Annotated in this window: 5 protein-coding genes; all 5 read right to left on the bottom strand. The window is 65.7% G+C overall.

Annotated elements, in window-relative coordinates; translation table 11 throughout:
* On the bottom strand, positions 1-384 hold a 384-nt coding region (locus tag BG35_RS0108420), incomplete at its 3' end, for a HEAT repeat domain-containing protein (RefSeq protein WP_025782480.1).
* A 13-nt stretch (positions 385-397) separates the two neighbouring features.
* Positions 398-1,258, bottom strand: a complete 861-nt coding sequence (locus tag BG35_RS0108415; protein ID WP_025782479.1) for a HEAT repeat domain-containing protein — start codon at positions 1,256-1,258, stop codon at positions 398-400.
* A gap of 80 nt (positions 1,259-1,338) precedes the next feature.
* On the bottom strand, positions 1,339-1,827 hold the full coding sequence (gene cpcA / locus BG35_RS0108410) for a C-phycocyanin subunit alpha (protein ID WP_025782478.1): 489 nt from the start codon (positions 1,825-1,827) through the stop codon (positions 1,339-1,341).
* A gap of 42 nt (positions 1,828-1,869) precedes the next feature.
* Entirely contained in the window at positions 1,870-2,388 is a 519-nt protein-coding gene (gene cpcB, locus BG35_RS0108405; protein ID WP_025782477.1) for a C-phycocyanin subunit beta, read from the bottom strand.
* Positions 2,389-2,614: 226 nt separating this feature from the next.
* Positions 2,615-2,921 (bottom strand): CpcT/CpeT family chromophore lyase (locus BG35_RS0108400; RefSeq protein WP_025782476.1); only part of this gene is annotated, 307 nt, incomplete at its 5' end.

Genomic DNA, 2,921 nt, shown 5'->3' with positions numbered 1-2,921 from the left:
GCCCATGCCCCGGGCCGCCGCCCGGCGCACACTGGGGCCGATATCCTGGGCCAAGGCCCGCTCCAGCAAGGGCAGCCCCCGCAGATCCCCAATCCCCGCCAAGGCCCGCACACTCCAGGCCCTGGCGCCGTAGTTGTAGTCGTCCAGATTGGCGAGGATGGCCGGCACCGCCGCAGAACCAACGGCCACCAACCCATCCACCGCCGCCACCGCCGCACCAGGGTTGTTAAAGCCCAGCACCTGAATCAGACAGGGGATGGCCATGGGATGAGGGGAGGCGGAGAGGCATTCCACCGCATCGGTGAGGTCGTCCGCGGTCTGGGCGGCCTGCACGGCATCCATGAGGGCTTGCACTTGGCGGGGATCGGGGGGCGTGGAGGGCATGGGGTCGGGCGGATTAGAGAAGATCATCCATGGCCGCCAGCAACTCCACCTCCTCCGGCGAGGGGGATGGGCTGGTCCGGTTCCGCGCCGGGCTGTTTTCCACCAGGCCCCGCAGGGCAATGAGTTTCAGGCTGTTCTCCGCCAGGGTCCGGGCAATGGCGGCGCCCGCCGACCGCCAGCCGGTAACCCCCAGATCCAGCAGGGCTGCACGACGCACCTGCAGCTCGTTGTGCTGCAGCAGGTGGACCAACTGCTCACCCCAGCAATCCTCCCGGGTGAGTTGCAGCAGGCTCCGATAGGCGGCAGAGCGGATCAGCGGGCGTTCATGGTCCCCATAGGAGCGCACCACCGCCAGCACCGGTTCACGGTCACGGCCCGTGATTGTGGACCCGTCCTCCTCCCGCCAACCCAGGGCCCCCAGGGCTTCCAGGAGCGCCTCACAGGGTTCCATCAGCCGGCTGGTGCCGGGACGGGGGGCCCCTGCAAGCAGCGGTCCCGGCGCTAGGCGCCGCAGCATGGGCCGCCGCGCCTTCAGGGCGCCCAGTTGGCCCAGGGATCGGGCCGCCGCCTCCCGTAACCCATCATCGGAGGACTCCAAAGCTTCCAGCAGGGGATCAACAGCTTGGGAATCGGCCAGTTTTCCCAGGGCGCGGGCCGCATTGCGGGCGACGGGATTGGGCTCCTCAATGCCACTTGCGGGATCAGGGCGCGGACCCCGATCCGTCAGGGCCTGGATCAGCAGGGGGACCGCCTCAGGATGGCGGGAGCGCATCCGCCCCAGCCACCAGGCGGCGTAGTAGCGCTGCCCCGGATCCTCCAACTGGCGCAACCAGTCCAGAGCCTGGGCTTCGTTGAGGGGCGTCCCTTGCGGCATGGAAATGGAAAAAGCAGAAAAAAGGAGCCCACAGAGGGCTCCATCCTGACATCAACCAGATGCCGAACCGGCAGGCGGGTTCAGACGAGGGCGTTGATGGCGTAGTCGATGTAGGTGTTGGCCTCGGTGGCGGGATCACCGCTGAGGCCGTGGTTGGCCTTGATGTACTTCAGAGCTTCCACGTACCAGGAGGGGGACAACTCGAAGGTGCGGTTGATCTCTTCAAGGCCGGCAATCAGGTAGTCGTCCATCGGGCCGGTGCCGCCAGCCACCAGGCAGTAGGTGACCATGCGCAGGTAGTAGCCCACGTCCCGGGCGCACTTGGCCTTGCCTTCCGGGGTGGAGGCATATTGGTTCCCCTGCATCTGGGTGGTGTAGGGGAACTTGTTGTAGACGGCCTGGGTGGCGCCGTTCACCAGACTGTCGGCCTTGGAGGTGAGAGCTTTGGCGGCGGCGAGGCAGTCGTTGGCATGGCCGAAGCGGCCCAGGGCGGACTGCATCTCGCTGTTGGAGAGGAAGCGCGCCTGGGAATCGGCAGCGGCGACAGCTTCGGTGAGGGGGGTTTTCATGGAAAACGATGAAAAGAGTTGAGAGTGAAGTTAGGGCCTGGCTCAGGCCACAGCGGCGGCGGCGCGATCGAAGTAGAGGCCGATCTCAGAAACGAGGGAGGTGCAGTCGCCGGAGGTGATGCCGGTGCGGTCGTTGACGATGGAGATGGCAGTGTCCTTCATCTTGCGGACGGACTCTGCAACAGAAGCGCCAGGCACTCCCAGGGCCAGGTACGTTTCCCGCAGACCGTTCAGGCAACGGTCCTCCAGGGCGCTGGCGTCACCGGTGAAGACGGCATAGGTGACGTAGCGGAGGATGATTTCCATGTCCCGCAGGCAGGCGGCCATGCGGCGATGGGTATAGGCGTTGCCACCGGGGGCAATCAGAGAGGGCTGCTCGGCGAAGAGGCTGCGGGCAGCGCTGGCCACGATGGTGGAGGAGTTGGATGTGATGCGGTTCACCGCATCCATGCGCTTGTTGCTGTCGGCAACGATGGCGGCAAGGCCGTCAAGCTGACCGGCGCTGATGAACTCACCCCGGGCGTCAGCCTGGGCAACAACCTTGGTGAAGGCGTCAAACATTGAAGAAAGGCTCCTGGTCTCGACGATGGGTCGAAGGATGTTTGGCAAACAGAGGCGGACAAAGCCTCCGCCCCTACCTGGCCAGCACCCAGGGAACAGTCAATTCAGGGAGGGAGGACCAAGCCTCAGCAGGTTGAGACCTTCCCTCACCGGCCTGGCTGCCTCGGGGCTGGCCATTACGGACGCCCCTATTCTCAGAGAGGAAAGTGCTTCCCTCGCCTAAGCTTTACAATCGGACACCCCTTGCAGCCTGGAGCCAATGGGGGCCAACGGCTTGATCGTAACGCCCGGTGCGGCGGAAGCGCAGCGCCCCATGCTCCGAGCCCCAGCGCTGGTCATGGGTCCGGGGGTCAAACCCCCGATCACGGCTGATCCACCGCTCCTCGTCCATCTCCACCTCGCTCACCAGATAGGTGAGCTGGCCGTCCCGGGGAATCAGACAGCGGCAACCGGGTTCCACACAGCCCGTAAAGCCCCCCGCGCCATTGGCGCGGAACTCCATGGCGCAACCCGGGCGCGGGGTGAGTTGATCC

This window comes from Candidatus Synechococcus spongiarum SH4 (genome assembly GCF_000586015.1).
Taxonomy (GTDB): Bacteria; Cyanobacteriota; Cyanobacteriia; order PCC-6307; family Cyanobiaceae; genus Synechococcus_B; species Synechococcus_B spongiarum_F.
Note: the sequence above shows the minus strand (reverse complement) of the source record. Positions and strands in the feature narration are given on the sequence as shown.

What these genes read in the sequence shown, in the direction of transcription:
- BG35_RS0108415 (WP_025782479.1), bottom strand. Translation starts at nt 1,258, where the DNA reads ATGCCGCAAGGGACGCCCCTCAACGAAGCCCAGGCTCTGGACTGGTTG.
- cpcB (WP_025782477.1), bottom strand. Translation starts at nt 2,388, where the DNA reads ATGTTTGACGCCTTCACCAAGGTTGTTGCCCAGGCTGACGCCCGGGGT.
- cpcA (WP_025782478.1), bottom strand. Translation starts at nt 1,827, where the DNA reads ATGAAAACCCCCCTCACCGAAGCTGTCGCCGCTGCCGATTCCCAGGCG.